This window comes from Bacillus sp. AR4-2 (assembly GCF_008274865.1).
GTDB lineage: Bacteria > Bacillota > Bacilli > Bacillales > Bacillaceae_G > Bacillus_A > Bacillus_A cereus.
The window spans coordinates 796,430-816,344 of record NZ_CP031062.1 but is presented as its reverse complement, the minus strand read 5'-3'; the positions used below and the strand labels follow the sequence as shown (position 1 = coordinate 816,344).

The window sequence follows — 19,915 nt, the reverse complement described above, 5'->3', positions numbered from 1 at the left end:
TCTGAATTATATTAAGATTAATCCAGCAATTTTAAAAAACTCCATACCATAACTGCACCTCCACTTCCTTACTTACTCTTTTTTAATGGACTCATACTATAGTCGCAGTTATGGAAATGAAAAAACGGGGGGAGAGTCCAAAGTGAAGTCATTATTACGAAAAAAAGCGCTTAGTACTGAATCACCAAAGCAGCTAGCTAGAACATTAACCGCACTCGATTTAACATTTTTAGGAATCGGCGCCGTAATTGGGACAGGGATCTTTGTATTAACAGGTATTGTTGCAGCAAAACATTCTGGTCCTGGTATTATGCTATCATTCCTTATTGCTGCATTTACTTGTGCTTGTGTAGCCTTTTGTTACGCTGAATTTGCTTCTTCTATTCCTGTCTCAGGAAGTGTGTATACTTACGCATACATGACAGTCGGAGAAGTCGTCGCCTTCATCGTCGGATGGTGTTTAATGCTCGAATATTTACTTGCCGTTGCAGCAGTAGCTGTCGGTTGGTCTGGTTATTTGCAATCATTACTACAAGGGTTCAATATACACCTGCCCGCCATAATCGCCTCGGCCCCCGGCGTAGGAAAAGGTGGTCTCATCGATTTACCTGCTGTCTGTATTTTACTTCTTATTACTGGCCTTTTAAGTTTTGGTATACGCGAAAGCGCACGCATTAATAATATTATGGTTCTTATTAAGTTAGCCGTTATTATCGCCTTTATCGTAGCAGGTGCAAAATATGTAAAACCTGAAAATTGGACACCGTTCATCCCATTCGGATACGACGGTATTATTACTGGGGCTGCCACTGTGTTCTTCGCCTTTTTAGGTTTTGATGCAATCGCAACCGCTGCAGAAGAAACGAAAAAACCGCAGCGTGACTTACCAATTGGTATTATCGGTTCTCTTCTTATTTGTACTGTTTTATATATGATTGTATCTTTCGTTTTAACAGGTATGGTTCCTTATACGCAATTAGACGTCTCTGATCCAGTTGCATTTGCATTGCATTTCGTTGGTGAGGATACAATTGCAGGACTACTCGCTGTCGGAGCGATGACTGGAATGACAACCGTTCTCTTAGTCGTTATGTATGGACAAGTTCGCGTTTCGTATGCGATGAGCCGTGACGGTCTACTTCCAAAAGCGTTAGCACGTGTAAATAAAAGAGTAAAAATCCCTTTATTAAATACGTGGATTACTGGCGTTGTTGCTGCTTTATTAGCAGGACTTTTAGATCTACATTTGCTAGCGAATTTAGTAAACATCGGTACATTAACAGCCTTTACATTCGTTTGCTGCGCAGTACTTATTTTACGAAAAACACACCCTAACTTAAAACGCGGATTCCGCACACCTTTCGTACCTGTACTACCAGTTGTCGCGATTCTTTGCTGCTTATATTTAATGATCAATTTGTCTAAAACAACATGGATTAGCTTTGCAGTTTGGCTTATAGTCGGCTTATGCTTCTATTTCTTCTACTCTAGGAAACATAGTCATTTAGCTATTGAAAAAACAAATGATGAAAAGAAAAAAGCATAACAAAATAGCTCGCCATTTTAGCGGCGAGCTATCTTTCTGTACTATTATATTTTTTCGTCAACGATTGTAAAATGAAAAATATGCCGATGCAAGCTGTAAACCATGCCCAATTTCCTATTGATGTCGAGTATTTAACCATTCCAATACCTACAAGCAATAGAAAAATAATCACCTGATATATGAGCTTCCACTTTTGCATATATTCCCTCCTTTACTTCGTTCCCTTCTTTTTATTCTTCCAGGCATTCAAACTATCAAAGAAAAAGTTAATAAATAACGTTCCTAGTCCTGCTAATAAGAAAGTCATTAAAAATAAAACCCAAATACTTTTCTCTTTTAAGAGATAATATCCTACAAGGAGCACAACCGCGATCCATACATATTCAAGAATTCTTTTTAGCTTTTTCTGTTCCAAATTATTCGCTCCTTTTTTCTATGCTGTTTTTAGTATAACAAAAAAGAAGCCTATCATGATAAGCTTCTTTTCTTCTCTCTTACTTGTTTATGCTTTTTTCAACGAGTGAAATTGCATATTCCATTGTACGATTCATTGTTTCTACCTGTGTATCTTTTACTTTTACATCTTTCACTACAGCTTCTGCCACTGTAATTTTTTGACTCAGTGCTTTCACTGAACCGTCCGTTACGTTTGCAGCTTGCGCCTTTTTCACTACTACTTTTGCAGATTCAATATGAATTTGTAATTTTTCTTTCAATGTTTTCGGTTGTTCTACTACTTTAGATTGTATAAATGTTTGATTTGCAGTTTTTAATTCATTATACGCTTGAACAATTTGCTCTCCATTACTTGCTACATTTTCAAACACTTGTTTTGCATTATTATAGCTTTTCTCTAGTTCTTGAAATGCTTCCTTTGAATATTGACCTGGCTTATCACCAAATTCATACGTACCAGCTAACACTTCTTTTACTTTTCCAAGTTCTTCAAATAACGCATTTACTTGCTCTAACTTCGTACGGTTAGAAAACTCATTGTACGCTGCTAATACTTCTGAAGAACTTAACGCTTTACTATATAATTTCGCAAGCGCGATTTTACCGTTTAACGGAATACCACCATTGCCGTTACTACCAGGATCAGCTCCAAGTGCAAATGGTACATTTGGATGATACACTTTTCCTGTAGCTGGTTGGCTATTTACTTTTTTACCATCGACATAAATAGCTACTTCACTTCCGTTATACGTTCCTGTTAAGTGATATGTTTTGTTTGCTTCTAATTGAACTCCAACACGTTTATAACCGCCGCCAATGTGAGCCCATAATTCAACATAGCCGCTTCCTGTAGACTCAAATCCAATTCCACCGCTCTCTGTATTTTGCAAAATACCTTGTCCACGGATTTGATTCATTGAAAATACCGTTTCTAACGTAAATGTATTTGCTACTTTCTCTTTTTGTGCTGCTGAAAATGGAAGGTATCCAAATGTATTAGATTGTCCGTTTAACTTCATAACATTCTTTTTCAATGCTTTATCATATTCAATAGTCACATTGCCCTTCACATCACCTTTTGTTCCAAATGGTGAATTGTCTTTAAATGTACCATCTGCAAAATTCACATCAAAAACATCAGCCTTTGGCACTTTTACATTCGGATCAATATCATCTTTTTTCGTAGTAATTTCTGCCGTTAACGGTTGCGCACTTTCATTACCAAACGAATCAATTGCAACGACTTCAAGTGTATATGTTTTCCCGCCATCTAACCCTGCAAGCGTAAACGTAAGATCTTTCGGCACTGGATCACGATAAAACTCTGAGAATGCTAACAATTTATTCTTTATTTCTGCCGTTTGCTTATCTCTAGCTTGTACACGGTAAGAATGAACAAGAAGGTTGTCCAACGCTTGTGGGAATGTTACTGTTGCTGCATTTTCTGTTACATTTGATACAGCAAGCTTTGCATCCTTAGCAAAGTATGGCTTTTCTTTATCACGATCTTCTACATGTGTAAATGTGTCTTTCTTTGCTGGTAATTTAATTTTCCAAGGCTCGCCTGTCCAAGAGTTTGTATGGAAATCACGGCGATTGATCGTTACTTCTTTATCGTCTACTTCTACTAATAAGCCTTGGCTTAACGTACTAGCTCCTGGCGGGATCGTCCCTTGTACTTTACCACCTTCAACTTCCATATAACTTACTGAAGATGTACCAACTGATGTAAAGTCTTTTTGATGTATCGATCTCGGATCATCTAACGGATAATGTGAATGACCTGAAAACGTAATAACTTGTGGATATTCTTTTAATACTGCATTAATTTTTGCGCTATCTTGCGTTCCCCATTCTTGGCTACCGTATACTGTATCTTTAATGTGCTGATGTAAAAATACAAAAATCGGTTTTTCTGGATCATCTTTTTGTGCTTTTACCATTTCTTCTTTTAACCAATTAATTTGCTTGTCCGAATAATAGCCATGAGTTGTTCCATTCTCGGGAGACATAACAAGGAAGTGATAACCTTTTACCACTTTATGATAATAAATTGATTCCATACCTGTTTTTTCTAAGAAACGCTTCTGTGCGCCCTCTACAGATAAACCGTTCCAATAATCATGGTTACCAAGAGAATTCATTCTCACGGCATCTTTATTTGCATTTTCATTATACACTTGCATGAAACGATCATATTGCTGCACTGACCCTGTATCCGTGAAATCACCTACAATAACAAATGCATCTTGCTTTGGTGCTAGTGTATTAAATTGTTCAATCGCTCTTTTCCAGCGAAATGTATCATCTGTTCCACTGTTTTTAATATGCACATCACTTACAACTGGAAAAACTATCTTCTTCTCACTTGATGCCCTTTCTTGCTTTTTCTCTTCCGCCTTGACTGATGTACTCCACGGAAATGATACGAATGCTAATACAAAAACCATTAATAATCCAATAAGGCCTTTTACTTTTCTTAAAGCATTTCTGTCCACTTGAATCCTCCTCATAATAATTGATTCATTACAAGGGCTATTTTATCTAATACATGTTAATGTCGTTTAAATAACAAATGAACTTTATTAGATTTTTGTAAATATACAGTTAATTAGAAATTAAGTCCAACATTCCTCGTACTATTGTATACAACCACCTTTTTTCTAAAAGAGTCTGATCATTCTTTTCCTATGACTATTCACATATAATCTTTTCTATAACACTAATGATAAGTTAAGGTTTAAGCCTATTAGACAATCTTAATTTTTAATATTTCCTTCTTTTTTTAACACATCGGCCATGCTTTTACATTTAATAGTAATAAAAGACAACTTAAAAGGAGGGGGTATATTGAAGAATAAAAAAAATATCGGCTGTTTCGCTCCTTTATCTATTATTTGTCCAGACCCTTGTCCACCGCCCCCTCCTCCAAATCCAAATTGCGAGCGAGTAACAAATGAATTTGCAGGGAACTTCCTCATAACTAATAACACCATCCCATCTGCCAAAGATGCATCACAATCAATGATACTATGGCAAAGTGATGGGATACTACTTATATCAGGTACTGTCTCGGTTTACAATAGTACTAGCAGCACCGAAGCAATTACAATTCAAATCGTTGGAACAGTAACCAATATTTTCACTGTGTTTCCTGGTAATACAATATCGTACACAGGAAAAGACCTACAGTCGGTCAATATTATCAATATAACAAGTAATCCTTCACTATATTTAGAAGGCAAGTACTGTTGTGAATTTACATGTTGCTTATAGAATACCAATTTCATTATTTCCTTAATATAAAAAGCATACCGTTTACGGTATGCTTTTTATGAGATTGGATAACGTACTGTAATACAAAACTCACCTTGATTAACAGTCGTTCCTGTCGTAGTAATTCGGACAGTAGTAAAATATCGGACAGTGAAAGTACCACTACTTTGTGGTTGTACAGTAATTGTATCAACTACTGTTGCACCTACTAAAAAATCAACTGTAATCGGGTTGGCACCTACATCATATTTCACGTAACCTGAACCATATACTTCTTGCGTGATATTATTTGTATATACAATTTGAGTACCAGCACCTGTAATAGACCAGTCTGTACATACTTGGTCTTGCACAAGTGTTTTATTAGAACAACAAGACAAACTGGAACTTCTCATTCCCATTTCGATCCTCTCCTATTCTGCTATGAAAGTGGATAACGTGTTGTAATACAAAATTCTCCCTGATACGTTCCAGCAGGTGTTGCAGGTAACACAACTTGTATACTATCAAAGCGACGATACGTAAAAGCAATACTCGTTCCTGGGTTTAATGTTTGTGTATCAATTGTACCCCCAGCAGAATCAAGCGCTTCTACAGTAATTGGGCCCGGTCCAACATCATATTTAACAAAACCAGTACCAACTACGTTTTGGTTGATATTATTTGTATAGAGAACATTATCAATTGCTGTTGCAACTACAGTAGCAGACCACGGACTACACACTTTATCTTGCACATAATTTTTATCTGGACAACAAGTTAATGCTGACCCTGAGCACTCACAAGACATAGTTGTTTCCCCTCTCTCTTTTATATTCCCTATATGTGTATGTCCTTTAGAGTCTTTTGCCTGTACTATTCATCTATTTTCAAAAAATATTCAAATGACTAAATAGATTCCGTTTTATTTCTTTTCTTCATATATTTATAGACAAAGATACTAGCAACGATAAGAATAACGCCTCCTAATATTGGTAGCATATATTGCCCAACAATATCCGCTGCTTTTTCCCAATGTGGACCTAATTTCATTCCAAAATAAACATACAAAGTCGTTAACGGGAACATTGCTACAAATGTATATATGCTAAATTTCCATATGTTCATTTTCGCCATACCACATGGAACAGAAATAAGCGTTCGAACTCCTGGCACAAAGCGTCCAACAAATGCTACAACCGGTCCATATTTCTCAAAGAAATCATCTGCTTTTTGAATTTGTTCTTCTTTAATGAAGAAGTATTTCCCGTATTTTATTAATAGAGGACGACCACCGTAATAACCGAGTGCATATAACGTTAAAGGTCCTGTCGTTCCGCCGAGGGTTCCGGCTAATACAGCAAGCCAAAAATTCATATCTCCCTCGTACACCCAATAACCAACCATGGGCAAAACTACTTCTGCTGGAATAAATTCAAACGTTAATGCTAACACAACTCCAAAATAAGAAAATTGCTTTAAAAACTCGATTATATCTAAAATAATTTGCTCCATATTTTCTACCCCAACTCCTATCCTACGTTTACGTTATGCTTTTCTTGTAATTGAACTGGCGCCATTTTTACAATTCGGTTCAAAATAAATAATACAATTCCAATATCATCTAAAATACCGATAAACGGTAAGAAGTCTGGAATTAAATCGAGCGGCATCGCAACATAACCAACTAAAAACGCAATAGATAAAATTTTCTTCTTTATTGAAACCTCTTTTGAAGTGAAAAAGTCAAATAGGAATGGAACAAATCGGCGAACATGAAATACAACTCTTAATCTACTAATAAGTTTTTTCATTTTTATATCTCCTCTCTTTGTATACAAAAAGGCCCCTACCAAACATGGTAAGGGTCCTAAAAAAGACAATAAGGGGCCTTTACCATTGCTGGTAAAGGTCTCACTAACAACGAAACGTTGCCAATAAAGCCGAGGGTTTCTCCCTGTAATGACGACTTTACTGTAATAAGTTACTCCCCTTTATATACACAATTTTATACAATCACATTAAAATATTTTGGAGGGCTTGTCAATATATTTTATATCCCACATCCTCCTGCTTAACATTCCGTAAAAACAAAAAACGTATAGGAAATTTCTTACTATCTCATAATATACATAATCATTTTTGAATGAAAGGAGAGGCTTCATTTGCATACCGTATGGAAAGGTGCCCTTTCACTTGGACTATTAAATATAGGAATCAAACTATACAGTGCCGTAGAAGAAAACGATATAAAATTTTTAAGTCTTCATAAAGAATGCTTAACACCTATTAAATATAAAAAATTTGCTCCTGATTGTACGGATGAAGAAATTGATGATAAAGATATTGTAAAAGCCTATGAATACGCACCTCATAAGTACATTATTATGGATGAAAAAGAATTAGCTGAGTTGCAAAAAGCTCACGAACCAAGATCTATTCGTATTATATCTTTTATCCAAAATAACGAAATTGATTCTGTTCTCTACGATCGTTCTTATTTTATAGGCCCTACCTCAGGACATGAAAAATCATATTTATTATTAAAAGAAGCACTTGAACGTACGAATAAACTTGGTCTTATCCATATTTCCATTAGAAAAAAACAACATTTAGCTATTATCCGTAACTTTAAAGATGGGCTTATATTACAAACTATTCACTACCCTAATGAAATTCGCGATATAACAAATACACCTAACTTACCAAGTAACGAAAATTATCCGATTCAAAAACAAGAACTCACAGCAGCAATCAATTTAATCCACCATCTTACAAATCCTTTTGAACAAGAGATGTATACAGATGAGTATAAAGAAGCCCTTACCGAACTAATCGAAAACAAAATTGAACAACAGGAAAAAACCGAAACAATCTCTCCAACTCCAAACATCATCAATATTATGGAGACATTACAGGCAAGTATTGAACAAGCAAAAATAAAAAGAGAAAATAAAGCAGAAAAAGAGGCCAAATAAAATTGACCTCTTTTTTCTTTAAAGCGGATTACATTTTGGCATCTCAAGTCCAGACGATTGTGCTAATTTTAATAAGTAATAACATTCTTCTCTTGCCATATGATCCGCCATTCTAGCAGATAATGCACTTAATATTTCATTCGATAACTCCAGCTCTTCAACCTCATGGAGAAAATGCGAAAATAAGTTTAACTCAAGTGAAACATCTTTTGTAAACTTCTTTAATGCAGGAAAATGATGAAGCTCTGTCCGTAAATACCCCGTCATTTCAACTGCCTTTAAGTAAAATTGTTCAAAGTGCTTCGTAAATTCTTCGCTTTTCTCTTTTAATCTTTTTTCAACAAGATCTAATCCACCAGAAATAGACCCTGCATGGCCAGCCGCATCCGTTAACCAAACGAGATGATAATGTAATTCATGAAAAACAGGCGGAACTTCTCCTTTCTTTAAAAATTCTAACACTGTTATATACTCTTCTACTTCGTTTACCATATGATTGATGAAAGTTGGTGTAAAATGAATAGTGATTTTTCCCTCGAGTTGTTTCTGTATAATACTTAATTTAAACGTTCGTATTTCCTTTGCTGCTCGTTCTGCCTCTTTTGAAAACGCAATGAGATTCACATTACGAACTTTATTTAACAGATTCGTAAATGTTTCAACAAAATAAGTGGCCTTTTTTATATCCTCTTTTTCCTTTGGAGCTAATGCATCAAGTAAAAATTGCGAATGATCAGTAAGCACCTTTAGCCAAAATTGATGCTCAAACAATGCACTTTCTTCATAATTCCTCTCCACTAAATCCCCTCCGTTTATTCGTCCTTCTCTATCACTTGAATTTTATATCCATCTGGGTCTTGTACTACAATACTCTTCTCACTTTTGTTTTCTGTATATGCAATTTTATAAAACACTAACCTCTTCTTTAAGTTCTCTATGTTAGAAATTGAAAACATTAGTACATCAACCGAATCCGTAACACTCTTCTCACGCCCACCCAAACTACGATTCATTACAAAACTAACTCTCATTGAATCAGCATCATACCAAACCCCTGTTACATCTAATTGGGGTCTTTCTAAACTAGGCTTGATTCCTAAAATCCCTTCATAAAAATACAAAGTTTCCTTTAAGTTTTTCACTTCCAATACAATGAATTGTTTCACATTCTCCACATTCATTCCCCCCGTACCTATTACTTTTTTATATGTGTCATAAAGGCCTATTATGTCTGAATACAATACGTAGTAATGAACATTTAAGGAGGTTTATCCATGAATAAATATATGCGATCATTCGTGCCCTATCATAGTCCTCTCGATCCTTGTCCTCCTATTGGAAAGAAATATTATTCTACTCCTCCTAATTTATTTTTAGGTTTTCAACCGCCAAACTTACCACAATTCACACCAAAAGAAGCGCTACAAAAAGGGACTTTATGGCCAGTTTTTTATGACTATTATGAAAATCCTTATAAAAAAGGGCGGTGACTACTGACGTGACTCAATCGCTACCAGAAGAATATTATCAGCTGTTACTGGAGCTTCAAGAACTAGACTTTGTACTAGTTGAACTAACTCTTTATTTAGATACACATCCAGATGACACCGCTGCTATTAATCAATTTAATGATTTCTCCTATAAACGAAGAGTATTAAAACAAAAGATGGAAGAAAAATACGGACCACTCCAACAGTTTGGGAACAGTTATTCTAATGCCCCTTGGGAATGGAGTAAAGGTCCTTGGCCATGGCAAATATAAAGGAGAGAAACTATGTGGATTTATGAAAAAAAATTACAATACCCTGTTAAAGTAGGAACTTGTAATCCAGCACTTGCAAAATTATTAATTGAGCAATATGGTGGTGCAGATGGAGAATTAGCTGCTGCACTACGTTACTTAAATCAGCGTTATACAATCCCGGATAAAGTCATTGGCCTCCTTACCGATATTGGTACAGAAGAATTTGCGCATCTTGAAATGATTGCTACGATGGTTTATAAGCTGACAAAAGATGCGACTCCTGAACAGATGAAGGCAGCTGGTCTCGACCCTCATTACGTCGATCATGACAGCGCACTTCATTACCATAACGCAGCTGGTGTTCCATTTACTGCAACCTATATACAAGCTAAAGGTGATCCAATTGCCGACCTATACGAAGATATTGCGGCTGAAGAAAAAGCGCGTGCCACATATCAATGGCTTATCAACCAATCTGACGATCCCGACATAAATGACAGCTTACGCTTTTTACGCGAACGAGAAATTGTCCATTCACAACGCTTCCGAGAAGCCGTTGAAATTTTAAAAGAAGAACGCGATAGAAAAATATATTTTTAATACACATATCCTAGCGATATGTGTTTTTTTGCGTTAAAAGTTAAATCTTCCCTATTAAACATACAAATAGTATATTTATTCGATTTAATGCATTATTTTTTAATTTTTTCAAAATTCCCTATTGCTTTCTAGTCATCAGACCTTTAAAATAATAACAGTTACTCGACAAATTATTTGAATTTTCGACAAAAATACTCATTAGGAGGATTTTCTTTATATGCGTACAACTTTGAAACCAGCGCAAATACTTTCGATTAGTTTATTACTATTCGCAGTTTTCTTCGGTGCTGGTAATATGATTTTCCCGCCCCTTCTTGGTCTTTCTTCCGGAGAAAATATGTGGGTTTCCATTACAGGGTTTATTATTACAGACGTCGGTTTATCTTTACTTGCTATCGTTGCTGTTGCCCTTGCTGGTGGTAGTTTTAACACTTTAGCGAGCCGTGTTCATCCAAAATTCGCAGCAGTATTCGCTATCATTATTTATCTTTCAATCGGCCCACTATTTGTTATTCCACGAACTGGATCTGTATCTTATGAAATTGGGATTGCACCACTTTTCCCAGATCAATGGTATTCTATGTTAGTTTTTAGTGCGATTTTCTTTACAGTCGTTTACTTCTTATCATTAAATCCATCCAAGCTAGTAGATCATATCGGTAAAATATTAACGCCAATTTTACTTGTAATTATTGCAATTATGGCAACAAAAGCGATTCTTTCACCAGGAACGTTTGCAGAGCCTATCGGTGACTATAAAGACATCCCGTTTTTCAAAGGATTTCTTGAAGGATTTTTAACGTTAGATGCAATTGGCGCTCTCGTACTATCAACAATTGTTGTAAATGCAATTCGTCAAAACGGTATACAAGAGAAGAAATCTATCGCGAAATATACAATCATTTGCGGAAGTATCGCTGCTCTATTCTTAACAATTGTTTACTTCTTACTCGGTTATATCGGAGCTTCAAACGGAAACTTGGGACAATTCGAGAACGGTGGTCAACTATTAGCAACTGTTATGTACCAATTCTTTGGGACAAGCGGTAATGTTTTATTAAGTATCGCCATTATCTTCGCTTGTTTAACAACAGCAATTGGTGTTGTAAGTGCATTCGCCAACTATTTCGCAACAGTATTAACAAATGTTTCTTACAAAAAGCTCGTACTATACGTTTGTATCTTTAGTTTCGTTATTTCAAACTTAGGATTAAGCTTATTAATTAAAATCACACTACCTGTATTAATTATTTTGTACCCAATTACAATCATTTTAATTTTCGTATCATTTATCGATAAATATACGAAACGTAAACCTTCTGTCTACATCGGAGCAATGATCGCAGCATTCATTATTAGCTGTATTCATGCACTTGATAATGTGGGAATGATACCAAGTTTTATCGCTAATATCGTACACACGATTCCTTTTTATAACTTAGGAATCGGCTGGATCGTTCCAGCAATAATTGGTGGTATAATCGGATACTTTATTCCGCAAACAGAAGCTGAAGGTGAAGTTTCTGCAAAGTAAAAAGAAGCAAGCATGAAATCCATGCTTGCTTCTTTTTCTCTTCACATCGTATGTTTAAACGTAAACAACTCTTCCTTTGACTGTACAGCAGATTGTTCCTCTTCTACAACTTCCTTCTTTATCTCTCCCCCTAATCGAACTTTCAACATCGCCTCTTCTAGACTTTTTACAATCATATTTCCTGAAAAAATAGTAAGTCCAAAAAATGTAATCGGAACGAGAGGGATCCACGGATTCACTGTTAATGACCTAAAGTATACTCCAATTAAACCTGACCATTCATGCGTATAAGATTCCACCTCTTTTATAGGTCCACCAAACATTACAGTCCCACCAAAGAACACTTCAAGTAATCCTAAGTGCAGTAAAATAGTAAGAGTCTGCGTAAACTGCTGAAAAAATACAAGTATAAACGTCATATAAAGGTGCGGGAAAAGATGCTTTATAACAATATGTCTTCTCGATCCACCTAATATGCGTGCGGCATCAACAAATTCCTCCGTTCGCAATTTACGAACTTCCTTCGCAACATACAGTGCAATAACTGGCATTACAAGCATTACAAGTAAGACAACTTGAAACGAAGCCCTTTCAAAAAAGGTTGTTGTCTCCTCTCCGCTTCCAAATGCATTTGCAGATTGAAGAAAAAAATACGCAATCATAACTGTCGGAATAACTGTAAAACTATCAAAGAAAGCCTCAATTTTTGAAAATCCTCTTTTTATATACGTTCCGAGTACGACACCGAAAAACACACCTATTACCATTCTAAGTGCCGCAATTAAAATAGATATACCAATCGTCCACTTCGCGCCCTCAATGACTAAATGTAACAGGTCATACCCTTTCCGGTCTGTCCCGAGTAAAAATTGTAATGAAGGTGGAAACGGTGGCACTTGTGGATTTTCATCCGCATCATATTGCAATGTAACTTGTCTAATATGTCCATCATTCCATAACGTATTTCCGATGCTCAAAAGAACTAATAGGAGAAGAAACCCAATGCTTATCCAAAATCTTTTATCACGTTTTATATACGTCCACATATTATAATCTCTCCTTCATCGCAGCCGGAATGAGATAATGAAATAATTTAAATAAAATAAAAATCGGAATATATATAAGAAGCACACTAACGATGAAAACCTCAACTCTAATACCAAAATACGATTTCAAAAACATAAAAATACCACCCGTATTAAAAATCCATTCTATAATATATAAATTAGATAACATAAAAAAGATATTCGTTTTCGCAAAGAATAATGTACTAAGCAACACATTTCGTAAAATATGACGATTTAAAATATGAAAGCGCCCCAGCCCTTTCGCCTTAGCAAATAGTACATAATCTTTTTCTAGTTCATTTTCAAAACGAAGCACGACCATTTTTACAAACATAATCGTAGTCGGGATGCTCAAACAAAGTATCGGCAATCCTCTAATTGACTCGCCTCCAATTGAAGCAATTTGAAAAGGTAAAAAACCTGTTTGTTTAAAAAACCATATAACTAAAATTTGTGATACTAAAATAAGAAGGATATCTGGAATAGATTCTAGGAAGATAAGAAATGATTTAATTCGATGTTGTATACGCGGTGAACTACTCATAATTACATAAACAATACAAAATGCTACAAATAATGAAATAAAAAAAGCAGCTAAAAAAATAATAATCGTTTCTTTATAATGGACGAACAGCTGCGGAAATAAAAATTTACCTTTTACATATTGCAAATTGGAAATATCCATTAAGTTCACAAACACTTCTTTTAAACTCTGTATGTACTTTGATACATCCAGCTTAAATCCATAGAACAATTTCGGCAGAGCCCCTAACATAATAATCCCCAAAATCGAAATAATAAATTGAATTGTCACTTCCATCCCATTCAGAAAAACTTTTTTGACCACGTTTTCCCTTCTCTCTCTTTATATTTTACTCTCTAATTTTATTCTTAATTTTCTGAATTGTAAATATTCAAACATAAAAAATCACTAGGTTATGATCCTAGTGATTCTTTATGCGCATGCCTTTCTCTTTTTGCAAACGCCATATACAAAATAAAACACCCAATAAGTGCTGCGAGTTCTAATGAAATAATATAGTAAGGATGCGGTCCTAACATATCGAGTAGTGAAGCTGTTTCTGGCTTATGAGCTAAAAACATATAATTACCGCCTGTTTTATAATTCACAAACGAAACAAGCGGAATCAATATGTTTAAAAATATCATCGTACGCTTAATAGATTGCAAGGTCGGTCTATAGCCTTCCACCCAAGTCATAAAGAGTGGTGCCCAAATGAGCAATATATGCGCGATAAAATATTCAATGAAACGAAAATGCGGAAAAGCATACTGCAAGTTTGGCGTTAAAATAGCTTGTGATGCACCAATAATTCCCGTGAAAAATACAATCTCATATATGCGGTAACTTTTCGTTACGATCATAATCGACGCTAATAATAAACTAATCGTACATAATTCAAACGGTAATGAAGTAGCTAGCTCAAAAATCCCCGCTTTCCACTCCCACATATGAAGCCCAATTTCACTACCTATAAATAAAAATGCAATTGCATATCGAACCGTTATATTCCACTCATTTTGACGTAATACATCTTGGTATTGATACAGAAAAAATATCCCCACCAACATAATAAATAATATAAGGGCATGTTGCCTTGAGTATGGAATAAATGGTTTTAATGGGTGTGCGCTAAAATAAGCTTCCATCTTCCTTCCTCCTTTCCTCCATACAATATTATTGTAAGAAAGAAACGACGAGTCAATTCATTTGCTTACACTAGGACAACCTCTACCTTACATTTACATATTCATACCTTACAAAACTGTAAGGTTATTGTAAGCTAAAACGATTTGTCAGATTCTTCACCTCTTCTATACTTAATGTAGATACTAAAACGAACGAAAAGGTGATAAATAGATGAAAAAGAAAAATAAAGTGTTAATTACTAGTGTAGTAGCAATCGGAATTGCAGCTGGATCATACTTTGCATTTGCTGGAGGCGGTTCAGAAGTAGCAATGGCATATAGCGGATATAAAGTAACTGAAAAACAAATCCAAAACGCGCAAAAATTTGGTGGCGAAGTTATTCCAAACGGAATTGAAACTATTTCATTCGATCCAACAAAAGGAACATATGAATTAGCTGTAAAAAAAGGCGATGAAGTGAAAAAAGGTCAGCTTCTATTTAAATACAATGACCCGACTGCTAAACAAGGTGTAACAGAAGCAGAAATGCAAAAGAAAATCGCACAAAAAGAAGTAACGTTGTTCCAAAAACAACTTGATGCAGCGAAACAAAAGTTACAAAAAGATAAAAATGCAGGCCTTCCCGCTGAAGCATTAAAAGCATCAGAAGCTGAAGTTGGGCAATTAGAATCACAACTTGAAATGAAAAAGTTTGATGTTGAAAAATTTGATGAAATGATTAAAACAGCAAAAGAGAAAGTAAACAATCTTTCTGTAACAAGTCCTGCTGATGGCGTAATTGATGATATCGTGAAAACTGCTGACGAAAAAACAGGTATGAGCGGCGTTACTCTTCGTCACGCTGGTCAATTTAAGGTAAAAGGTCAACTTTCTGAATATGAGCTTGCTAGTATGAAAGTTGGGCAAGAAGTAACTGTTTCATCAAAAACTGTCGCTGGTAAGACTTGGACAGGAAAAGTAACAGAAATCGGTTCTACACCATTAAAGAGCATGGATGAAAATAAAACTGTTTCTAACTATCAATTCACTGTCACATTAGATAATAGTGACGAATTACAAAACGGCTTCCACGTTTACGTAACAAGTAAATCTGGCGAAGCAACTGGTACAATTGTTCCGAAAAGCAGTATCGTGAAAAAAGGTGACAAAAATGTTGTCTTCGTTGTAAAAGACGGTAAGGCGAAAGAACAAGCAGTTACTGTTGAATTCGAGACTGATAGCGAAGCAAAAGTTTCTGGAGTGAAAAAAGGAGAGGAAATTATCTCTAAACCTGAAAAAGACTTAAAAGATGGTATGGAGGTTGTCGCCCAGTGATTAACTTAAAAGGCATCACGAAATCCTTCCAAAATGGTGCAGAGTCCGTTCAAATATTACACGGAATTGACGTAACATTGAACCAAGGAGAATTCACTTCAATTATGGGACCTTCTGGTTCTGGTAAATCAACATTAATGAACATTATCGGTTGCTTAGATAAACCGACGACAGGTACGTACGAACTAGCCGGTCAAAATATTTCAAACATGTCTGAAACAGAACTTGCACACGTACGTAATAAAGAGATTGGATTCGTATTCCAAAACTTCATGTTATTACCGAGACTTACAGCGCTTCAAAATGTAGAACTACCTCTTATTTACGCTGGAGTCGATAAAAAAGAAAGACGCGAGCGCTCATTAGCTGCTTTAACAAAAGTCGGTTTAGCTGATCGCGCTACTCACTTACCAAACGAATTATCAGGTGGACAAAAGCAGCGTGTCGCCGTTGCACGTGCAATCGTAAATAACCCAAAATTCATTTTAGCCGATGAACCGACGGGAGCACTTGATACGAAAACAAGCACACAAATTATGGACCTCTTTTACGAATTAAATAAACAAGGCTCAACAATCATTATGATTACCCATGACCGTGAAATCGGGGAAGCTGCAGCACGTCAAATTGTAATTCGTGACGGAAATATCGTCCAAGATTGGAGAGGTTAATTTTGAATACGAGTGAAAATATACGCATGGCCCTTTCCTCTATCTTTGCTCATAAAATGCGTTCTATCTTAACGATGTTAGGTATTATTATCGGTATTAGTGCCATTATTACTATCATTTCAATGGGTGATGGTACAAACGCAAAGTTTAAAAAAGAATTAGGCCAAGGAAAAGATAACGAAGTAACGATTTACTACAACAATCCTGATTACGGAACAGATAGTGCCAAAATCACACCTGATATGCTAAACCGTCTGCAAACTGTACCAGGCGTTAAAGATGTGTATCCAGACGTAAGTATGAAAGTAAAAGCATCTGCTGGTTCAAAAGATGTAAATCTTGATTTAAAAGGTGGAACAGGCGCCTTTATGACAGATTCGAAAATAAAATTAGTTCACGGTCGTGAATTAAATGACAGTGAACTAAATCAAGCAATCCCTGCTGTTATATTAAATGAAGAAGCTTTCAACAAATTATTTAGTAGTGGTTGGGAATCAAATCAATACACAGATATAAAAGGAAAGCCGTATAAAATAGTTGGTGTGTACGAAACGAAAAATGACTTTGGAATGCCTATGCCTGAAGGTTATACATCACTTGAAAATGCGCCTGTCATTTCAGGAGTAAATGAGTATGACTCTGTAAGATTAACAATGACCTCTCCGACAGAACGTAAAAGTGTAGAAAAACAAGCTGTTTCTGTCTTAAACGAAATGAAAGCTCCTAAATTTGAGCACAAATTCGAAGCACAAGATTTAGGTGAATTTACGAAACAACTAGACGAATCAATTGGTATGATGAAAATGGTATTCGGTGGTATTGCCGCTATCTCCTTACTTGTTGGTGGTATCGGTGTAATGAACATCATGCTCGTATCTGTAACAGAACGTACACGTGAGATTGGTATTCGTAAAGCACTTGGTGCAACACGTGGTAAAGTATTAACACAATTCTTAATCGAATCTTGTATATTAACAGGACTTGGTGGTTTCATCGGATTCATGCTCGGTATTTTCTTCGCTTGGATCGTCTCAATCTTTGCTGGATGGCCACTCGTTGTCTCAAAAGAACTTGGACTTCTTGCAGTAGGTATCTCAATGTTAATCGGTATTATATTCGGTTTACTGCCAGCTAACAAAGCTGCCAAACTGGATCCAATTGAATGTTTACGATATGAATAAACAAAAACGTAGGAGTTTACACTCCTGCGTTTTTTATTTATCTACTAAATTGAGTTTCTTCTATTATATATGTTTCACGTTACAACTATCATTCTAATACTCTTCATTATTTATAGGTACTAAGGCTATTATCTAATTCTATTATTGCAAAAATACTATGTAACAGACGAAAATCAAGGCGTAATTTTTTCCATACTTCGACTGATTTTGTAACAATTATATCGATATTCCATTAAATTTCACCTCATTTATATATTTTCACGCCTAAAAAGATTATCGTTTCATAACTAAATTCCCATTCAAACAGTAAAATAAGCTATTTTTGTAACACTATAGATATCATCAAGAAATATTACCGTAACATTATTAACGTTACAGCAATTGAAATACTACTCATTTTGTGTTTCATATGCCCTAATACGCCAAAAAACAACAAGGAAGCGCTATCAGGATATTTATGGAATTGTTACAGAATATTAATGCCCCGTTACGAAAGCTTTGTAATTTTATGTTTTTCGCAAATAAGAAAATAATGGTTGCTATAATGAGGTCAACGAAAACAAATGCAATGGAGGCTATTATGAAAAAATTTATGGGTATAGCAACAGCAGCGGTTTTTGGTCTTGGGATTTTCACAACATCTGCTAAAGCAGAAACAATCGTAACGACTGACGTACTAAACGTACGAGAAAACCCAACTACTGAATCAAAAGTTGTAGGAAAATTATTAGATGGATATAAAGTAAATGTTTTACATACAGAAAATGGTTGGTCAAAAGTTCAATTGAATAGCGGTAAAGAAGCTTTCATAAGCGCTGACTACACAAAAGACACTTACTACGTAACAGCAAACGTATTAAACGTACGTGCTGGGGCAAACACAGACTCAGAGATTCTTGGTAAGTTGAAAAAAGATGATGTAATTGAAACAACACACCAAGTACAAAATGATTGGATTCAATTTGAATATAACGGAAAAACAGCTTATGTTCATGTTCCTTACTTAACAGGTAAAGCACCAGTTAAAGTTCAACCAGTAGCTAAAGTTGAAAAAACGACTACAGTTCAAGATACAGCTAAAGTTCGTGAAGCTGCTAAAGCTCAGGAAGTAGCTGAAACTCAAGCAAAAGCTAAAGCAGTGGAAGCAACTAAAGCTCGCGAAGCAGCTGAAGCCCAAGCAGAAGTTAAAGCTCAAGAAGCGGCTAAAGCTCGTGAAGCGGCTAAGGCTCAAGAAGCGGCTAAAGCTCAGGCAGATGCTGAAGCTCAAGCAGAAGTTAAAGCTCAAGAGGCTGCTAAAGCTCGTGAAGCTGCTAAAGCTCAAGCAGATGCTGAAGCTCAAGCAGCGGCTAAGGCTCAAGAAGCAGCTAAAGCTCGTGAAGCGGCTAAAGCTCAAGAGGCAGCTGAAGCTCGTGAAGCAGCTAAGGCTCAAGAAGCAGCTGAAGCTCGTGAAGCGGCTAAGGCTCAAGAAGCGGCTAAAGCTCAAAAAACAGCTACACAACAACCTGTTGCAAAAGAAACTGAAACAAGTGCACCATCATCTTCTCGTGAGTTACGTGTTGTAGCAACAGCTTACACAGCAGATCCACTTGAAAATGGTTATAAAGCAGGCGACCAAGTAAAATCAGCTTTAGGCCACAACTTAACAGCTAATCCAAACATGAAACTAATTGCAGTTGATCCAAGTGTCATTCCATTAGGTTCAAAAGTATGGGTTGAAGGTTACGGAGTAGCAATCGCTGGTGATACTGGTGGAGCTATTAAAGGTAATAAAATCGACGTTTTAATGCCAGATAAAGGTTCATCAAGTAGCTGGGGACGTAAAACAGTTACAGTTAAAGTATTAAACTAGTTAGTAAAAAAAGGAGTCAGTCTTATCGTTGAGACTGACTCCTTTTCT

24 protein-coding genes are annotated in these 19,915 nt (G+C 35.8%); 11 read left to right on the top strand and 13 right to left on the bottom strand.

All coding sequences use genetic code 11. The annotated features are described in order from the left end of the window. Window positions 1-142 precede the first annotated feature (142 nt). The gene (gene bcaP, locus DN399_RS04265) at window positions 143-1,546 is read left to right on the top strand and encodes a branched-chain amino acid transporter BcaP (RefSeq protein ID WP_016121946.1); all 1,404 of its coding nucleotides are present in this window, start codon (window positions 143-145) and stop codon (window positions 1,544-1,546) included. A gap of 28 nt (window positions 1,547-1,574) precedes the next feature. On the opposite strand, the gene DN399_RS27970 is transcribed toward bcaP, so the two are convergent. The 4 genes from DN399_RS27970 to DN399_RS28580 form a co-directional block, all read right to left on the bottom strand. Beyond that, on the bottom strand, window positions 1,575-1,745 hold the full coding sequence (locus tag DN399_RS27970) for a hypothetical protein (RefSeq protein WP_001174840.1): 171 nt from the start codon (window positions 1,743-1,745) through the stop codon (window positions 1,575-1,577). A gap of 12 nt (window positions 1,746-1,757) precedes the next feature. Beyond that, window positions 1,758-1,961, bottom strand: coding sequence for a hypothetical protein (locus DN399_RS04260; protein ID WP_000435803.1), 204 nt, complete (start codon window positions 1,959-1,961; stop codon window positions 1,758-1,760). Window positions 1,962-2,040: 79 nt separating this feature from the next. Continuing rightward, a complete protein-coding gene (locus tag DN399_RS04255) occupies window positions 2,041-4,500 on the bottom strand; it encodes a LamG-like jellyroll fold domain-containing protein (protein WP_149149336.1) in 2,460 nt (819 codons plus the stop codon). A 261-nt stretch (window positions 4,501-4,761) separates the two neighbouring features. Next, complete coding sequence (locus DN399_RS28580) at window positions 4,762-5,010, bottom strand: hypothetical protein (RefSeq protein WP_002023335.1); 249 nt, start codon at window positions 5,008-5,010, stop codon at window positions 4,762-4,764. Between DN399_RS28580 and DN399_RS04250 the strand changes: the two genes are divergently transcribed. After that, the gene (locus tag DN399_RS04250; protein WP_231009435.1) at window positions 4,895-5,278 is read left to right on the top strand and encodes an S-Ena type endospore appendage; all 384 of its coding nucleotides are present in this window, start codon (window positions 4,895-4,897) and stop codon (window positions 5,276-5,278) included. The genes DN399_RS28580 and DN399_RS04250 overlap by 116 nt on opposite strands. 56 nt (window positions 5,279-5,334) lie before the next feature. Here the strand turns inward: DN399_RS04250 and DN399_RS04245 are convergent, their stop codons facing one another. The 4 genes from DN399_RS04245 to DN399_RS04230 all read right to left on the bottom strand — a co-directional run bounded on the left by DN399_RS04245 (window position 5,335) and on the right by DN399_RS04230 (window position 7,071). After that, window positions 5,335-5,679, bottom strand: a complete 345-nt coding sequence (locus DN399_RS04245) for a DUF3992 domain-containing protein (protein ID WP_000525819.1) — start codon at window positions 5,677-5,679, stop codon at window positions 5,335-5,337. A 20-nt stretch (window positions 5,680-5,699) separates the two neighbouring features. Further along, entirely contained in the window at window positions 5,700-6,068 is a 369-nt protein-coding gene (locus DN399_RS04240) for a DUF3992 domain-containing protein (RefSeq protein ID WP_001277540.1), read from the bottom strand. Window positions 6,069-6,166: 98 nt separating this feature from the next. Continuing rightward, window positions 6,167-6,772 carry a DedA family protein gene (locus tag DN399_RS04235; RefSeq protein ID WP_000435015.1) on the bottom strand — a complete coding sequence of 202 codons (606 nt, stop codon included), beginning with the start codon at window positions 6,770-6,772 and terminating at the stop codon, window positions 6,167-6,169. Window positions 6,773-6,789: 17 nt separating this feature from the next. Next, window positions 6,790-7,071: a YkvA family protein gene (locus DN399_RS04230; RefSeq protein WP_000733844.1), complete on the bottom strand. Its 282-nt coding sequence runs from the start codon at window positions 7,069-7,071 to the stop codon at window positions 6,790-6,792. Window positions 7,072-7,422: 351 nt separating this feature from the next. Between DN399_RS04230 and ku the strand changes: the two genes are divergently transcribed. Next, entirely contained in the window at window positions 7,423-8,235 is an 813-nt protein-coding gene (ku, locus tag DN399_RS04225) for a non-homologous end joining protein Ku (RefSeq protein ID WP_149149335.1), read from the top strand. A gap of 18 nt (window positions 8,236-8,253) precedes the next feature. Here the strand turns inward: ku and DN399_RS04220 are convergent, their stop codons facing one another. Both DN399_RS04220 and DN399_RS04215 read right to left on the bottom strand, forming a co-directional pair. After that, on the bottom strand, window positions 8,254-9,033 hold the full coding sequence (locus tag DN399_RS04220; RefSeq protein WP_000440986.1) for a DUF2935 domain-containing protein: 780 nt from the start codon (window positions 9,031-9,033) through the stop codon (window positions 8,254-8,256). Between the two features lie 14 nt (window positions 9,034-9,047). After that, the gene (locus DN399_RS04215) at window positions 9,048-9,476 is read right to left on the bottom strand and encodes a VOC family protein (protein ID WP_162837398.1); all 429 of its coding nucleotides are present in this window, start codon (window positions 9,474-9,476) and stop codon (window positions 9,048-9,050) included. A gap of 33 nt (window positions 9,477-9,509) precedes the next feature. Between DN399_RS04215 and DN399_RS04210 the strand changes: the two genes are divergently transcribed. The 4 genes from DN399_RS04210 to brnQ2 all read left to right on the top strand — a co-directional run bounded on the left by DN399_RS04210 (window position 9,510) and on the right by brnQ2 (window position 12,113). After that, window positions 9,510-9,725 carry a spore coat associated protein CotJA gene (locus DN399_RS04210; RefSeq protein ID WP_001046257.1) on the top strand — a complete coding sequence of 72 codons (216 nt, stop codon included), beginning with the start codon at window positions 9,510-9,512 and terminating at the stop codon, window positions 9,723-9,725. 8 nt (window positions 9,726-9,733) lie between these two features. Continuing rightward, window positions 9,734-9,997, top strand: coding sequence for a spore coat protein CotJB (locus DN399_RS04205; RefSeq protein ID WP_000194492.1), 264 nt, complete (start codon window positions 9,734-9,736; stop codon window positions 9,995-9,997). Between the two features lie 12 nt (window positions 9,998-10,009). Beyond that, a complete protein-coding gene (gene cotJC, locus DN399_RS04200; protein WP_000265278.1) occupies window positions 10,010-10,579 on the top strand; it encodes a spore coat protein CotJC in 570 nt (189 codons plus the stop codon). A 217-nt stretch (window positions 10,580-10,796) separates the two neighbouring features. Then, window positions 10,797-12,113, top strand: a complete 1,317-nt coding sequence (brnQ2, locus tag DN399_RS04195; protein ID WP_001260934.1) for a branched-chain amino acid transport system II carrier protein BrnQ2 — start codon at window positions 10,797-10,799, stop codon at window positions 12,111-12,113. Window positions 12,114-12,154: 41 nt separating this feature from the next. Here the strand turns inward: brnQ2 and DN399_RS04190 are convergent, their stop codons facing one another. From DN399_RS04190 to DN399_RS04180, 3 genes are all read right to left on the bottom strand, one after another. Further along, on the bottom strand, window positions 12,155-13,159 hold the full coding sequence (locus DN399_RS04190; protein WP_000269955.1) for an ABC transporter permease: 1,005 nt from the start codon (window positions 13,157-13,159) through the stop codon (window positions 12,155-12,157). A 1-nt stretch (window position 13,160) separates the two neighbouring features. Beyond that, window positions 13,161-14,027 (bottom strand): ABC transporter permease subunit, encoded by an 867-nt coding sequence (locus DN399_RS04185; protein ID WP_000239670.1) that lies wholly within the window; start codon window positions 14,025-14,027, stop codon window positions 13,161-13,163. Window positions 14,028-14,116: 89 nt separating this feature from the next. Continuing rightward, the gene (locus DN399_RS04180) at window positions 14,117-14,851 is read right to left on the bottom strand and encodes a YwaF family protein (protein ID WP_049108244.1); all 735 of its coding nucleotides are present in this window, start codon (window positions 14,849-14,851) and stop codon (window positions 14,117-14,119) included. Between the two features lie 211 nt (window positions 14,852-15,062). On the opposite strand from DN399_RS04180, the gene DN399_RS04175 reads away from it, so the two are divergent. From DN399_RS04175 to entC, 4 genes are all read left to right on the top strand, one after another. Next, a complete protein-coding gene (locus DN399_RS04175) occupies window positions 15,063-16,166 on the top strand; it encodes an efflux RND transporter periplasmic adaptor subunit (RefSeq protein ID WP_000728834.1) in 1,104 nt (367 codons plus the stop codon). Then, window positions 16,163-16,837, top strand: coding sequence for an ABC transporter ATP-binding protein (locus tag DN399_RS04170; protein ID WP_000609100.1), 675 nt, complete (start codon window positions 16,163-16,165; stop codon window positions 16,835-16,837). Before DN399_RS04175 ends, DN399_RS04170 begins: the two co-directional genes overlap by 4 nt. A 26-nt stretch (window positions 16,838-16,863) precedes the next feature. Further along, a complete protein-coding gene (locus tag DN399_RS04165; RefSeq protein ID WP_001986269.1) occupies window positions 16,864-18,018 on the top strand; it encodes an ABC transporter permease in 1,155 nt (384 codons plus the stop codon). Between the two features lie 457 nt (window positions 18,019-18,475). Then, window positions 18,476-19,867, top strand: coding sequence for a cell wall-binding protein EntC (gene entC, locus DN399_RS04160; protein WP_140159225.1), 1,392 nt, complete (start codon window positions 18,476-18,478; stop codon window positions 19,865-19,867). The last annotated feature ends 48 nt before the right edge of the window (window positions 19,868-19,915 follow it).

Coding starts and splice junctions, on each gene's coding strand:
- DN399_RS04165 (WP_001986269.1), top strand. CDS start 16,864: ATGGCCCTTTCCTCTATCTTTGCTCATAAAATGCGTTCTATCTTAACG.
- brnQ2 (WP_001260934.1), top strand. CDS start 10,797: ATGCGTACAACTTTGAAACCAGCGCAAATACTTTCGATTAGTTTATTA.
- DN399_RS04210 (WP_001046257.1), top strand. CDS start 9,510: ATGAATAAATATATGCGATCATTCGTGCCCTATCATAGTCCTCTCGAT.
- DN399_RS04245 (WP_000525819.1), bottom strand. CDS start 5,679: ATGGGAATGAGAAGTTCCAGTTTGTCTTGTTGTTCTAATAAAACACTT.
- DN399_RS04240 (WP_001277540.1), bottom strand. CDS start 6,068: ATGTCTTGTGAGTGCTCAGGGTCAGCATTAACTTGTTGTCCAGATAAA.
- DN399_RS04175 (WP_000728834.1), top strand. CDS start 15,063: ATGAAAAAGAAAAATAAAGTGTTAATTACTAGTGTAGTAGCAATCGGA.
- DN399_RS27970 (WP_001174840.1), bottom strand. CDS start 1,745: ATGCAAAAGTGGAAGCTCATATATCAGGTGATTATTTTTCTATTGCTT.
- DN399_RS04235 (WP_000435015.1), bottom strand. CDS start 6,772: ATGGAGCAAATTATTTTAGATATAATCGAGTTTTTAAAGCAATTTTCT.
- cotJC (WP_000265278.1), top strand. CDS start 10,010: ATGTGGATTTATGAAAAAAAATTACAATACCCTGTTAAAGTAGGAACT.
- DN399_RS04230 (WP_000733844.1), bottom strand. CDS start 7,071: ATGAAAAAACTTATTAGTAGATTAAGAGTTGTATTTCATGTTCGCCGA.
- entC (WP_140159225.1), top strand. CDS start 18,476: ATGGAATTGTTACAGAATATTAATGCCCCGTTACGAAAGCTTTGTAAT.
- DN399_RS04180 (WP_049108244.1), bottom strand. CDS start 14,851: ATGGAAGCTTATTTTAGCGCACACCCATTAAAACCATTTATTCCATAC.
- DN399_RS04190 (WP_000269955.1), bottom strand. CDS start 13,159: ATGTGGACGTATATAAAACGTGATAAAAGATTTTGGATAAGCATTGGG.